2 protein-coding genes are annotated in these 2,778 nt (G+C 53.6%); both read left to right on the forward strand.

The window, feature by feature from the left end:
* Positions 1-1,602: class I adenylate-forming enzyme family protein (locus tag LIZ87_RS21970; RefSeq protein ID WP_227149213.1), on the forward strand; the 1,602-nt coding region annotated here is incomplete at its 5' end.
* 86 nt (positions 1,603-1,688) lie between these two features.
* Positions 1,689-2,778: acyl-CoA dehydrogenase family protein (locus tag LIZ87_RS21975; RefSeq protein ID WP_227149214.1), on the forward strand; the 1,090-nt coding region annotated here is incomplete at its 3' end.

Genomic DNA, 2,778 nt, shown 5'->3' on the forward strand with positions numbered 1-2,778 from the left:
ACCATTGGCCAGTGCCTACGGGAACAGGCCGAAAAAAATGGAAACCATATTGCCATGGAGATGGGGGAATGGAGCTGTACCTTCCGCCAGCTGGATGTGGTTTCAGACCTCCTGGCAGTACAGATGGGAGGCTTAGGCATCACCAGAGGCACCCACGTGGGGATCTGGAGCGTGAACAGCCCGAACTGGGTCTTCACCTTCGTGGCCCTGACAAAGATCGGCGCAGTGCCTATCCTCATCAATACCTGCTATAAAGAGGAGGAGGTCAAGGGCCTGCTCAATTACTCTGACGTACAGGTGCTTTACTACGGCGCAGGGTATAAGACGATCATCTATGAGGATATTGTTGCAGCGATCAGGAAGGATACTCCGAAGGTACGGCATTTTATACATATCAATGAAAAAGAGGCCGGCACCTGGATGAGTGAGGACAGCTTCCCGGAGGCCGTGCGCTCCCGGGAGGCCCTGGAAGAGCTGGAGCGTTCAAAGGCCCAGGCTTCTTCCAGGGATCCGGCCTGTATGATCTTTACTTCCGGCACCACCAACCTGCCAAAGGGAGTGATCTTAAGCCACTACAACGTGGTGAACAATGCCAGGACCATGATATGGTCCATGAGATGGACGCCGGAGGACAAGATGTGCATCACCGTGCCGCTGTTCCACTGCTTTGGGATCACAGCCGGCATCATCTCCTGCATCGTGGGCGGGATGTCCATGCACCTGATCCCCTACTTTAAGACAGCAAAGGTATGGGATGCCATTGAGCATTACCACTGCACCATCTTAAACGGTGTTCCCAGCATGTTCTTAGCCCTGATCAAGAAGAGCGGGTATGCCGGCAGAAAGGCAGATTCCTTAAGATCAGGGATCATTGCAGGCTCTCCTGTAACAAGGGAAGAGTTCGTGGAGATCTGCAGGCGGTTTTCCAACATGCATCTGCAGCCCTCCTATGGACAGACGGAGACATCTCCCTGTGTATCCGTGGCAGACTGGGATGAGCCGGATGAGGAGAAGGCGGTTTCCGCAGGAAAAGTCGTAGACCATGTGGAGGTCAGGATCAGTGACCCGGACACAGGAGCCATCCTGGGGGCAGGAAAGGACGGCGAGATCCAGGTGCGCGGCTATAACGTGATGTCCGGGTATTACAACCTTCCAAAGGCCAATGAGAAGGCCTTTACAGAGGACGGCTGGCTGCGGACAGGAGACATCGGGCGCATGGATGAGGATGGTGAGCTCCACATCACAGGGCGCTTGAAGGAGATGATCATCCGAGCCGGGGAGAACATCTCACCCCAGGAGATCGAGCAGGTGATCCGCCAGCTGGACTGGGTAGATTCCGTGAAGGTAGTGGGAGTCCCGGCGGAGGTGCTCCAGGAGGAGATCGCGGCCTGCATCATACCAAAGCAGGGCTGCAGGATCTCCAAAACAGGCCTGACAGACTACCTAAGGCCCAGGCTGGCCCATTATAAGATACCGGCATATGTCCTTTCCTTTGAGGAGTTCCCCATGAATGCCAGCGGGAAGATCAACTTAAAGGTCTTAAAGGAGATGGCCCGTGAGATGGCAGAAAAGGAACGGGAGAAGAAAGAGGAGCCCGGCTGAAAAAAGAAAAGTAAGCGTAACTGCAGGGATAGGGAACAGTTACAGACGATCAAAAACAGACAAAGAAAATAGGAGGACAAACAATCATGGCAGAGGCGTTTTTCACAGAGCAGCATGAATTAATCAGAAAGTTAGCCCGTGATTTCGCAGAGAAAGAACTGACAAAAGAAGTTCTGGACAAGGTGGAAGAGACGGAGGAGTTCCCGGAGGAGATCTTAGACAAGATGGCAAAAGCCGGCTTCTTCGGAGTAAAGATCCCGAAGGAATTAGGAGGCCAGGGAGCAGACGCGCGCTCCTATGTGCTGGTAATGGAGGAGATCGCAAGGGTATCCGGCGTAGCCAGCATCTACGTATCCAGCCCCAACTCCTTATCCGGCGGCCCGCTGCTGTTAGCAGGAAATGACGAACAGAAGGAGAAATACTTAAGACCGGTCGTAACAGGCCAGAAGAAGCTGGCATTTGCCCTCACTGAGCCGGGAGCAGGATCTGACGCAAGCGCAGTTGCAACTGTGGCAGTGAAGGAAGGAGACCACTATGTGCTGAACGGACGTAAGTGCTTCATCACCATGGCTCCGCTGTCTGACTATGCAGTGGTCTTTGCAAAGACTGATGTGACAAAGGGAAACAAGGGCCTTTCCGCATTTGTAGTGGACATGAAGGCAAAGGGCGTATCCTGCGGCAAGCCGGAGAACAAGATGGGCGTGGTAGGCTGTGCAACCTCCGATATCATCCTTGACAACGTGATCGTACCGGAATGCGACCGTCTGGGAGAAGAGGGAGACGGCTTCAAGATCGCTATGAACACCCTGAACACAGGACGTCTGGGAGTAGCGGCCCAGTCTATCGGAGTAGCCCAGGGATGTCTGGATGAGGCAGTGAAGTACGCAAAGGAGAGAAAGCAGTTCGGCCGTCCGATCGGAAAGTTCCAGGCCATCAGCTTCATGCTGGCAGACATGGCAACAAAGCTGGAGGCAGCAAAGCAGTTAGTGTATAAGACAGCCTACTTAATGGATACCAAGCAGGATGCCACCATGAACGCATCCATGGCAAAGTACTATGCATCTGAGGTATGTAACGAGATCGCCCAGAAGGCCGTACAGATCCACGGAGGCTACGGCTTCATCAAGGATTACAAGATCGAGAGAATGTTCCGTGACTGCCGCGTATTCACGATCT

Source organism: Lacrimispora sp. 210928-DFI.3.58 (assembly GCF_020554865.1).
Lineage (GTDB): Bacteria > Bacillota > Clostridia > Lachnospirales > Lachnospiraceae > Enterocloster.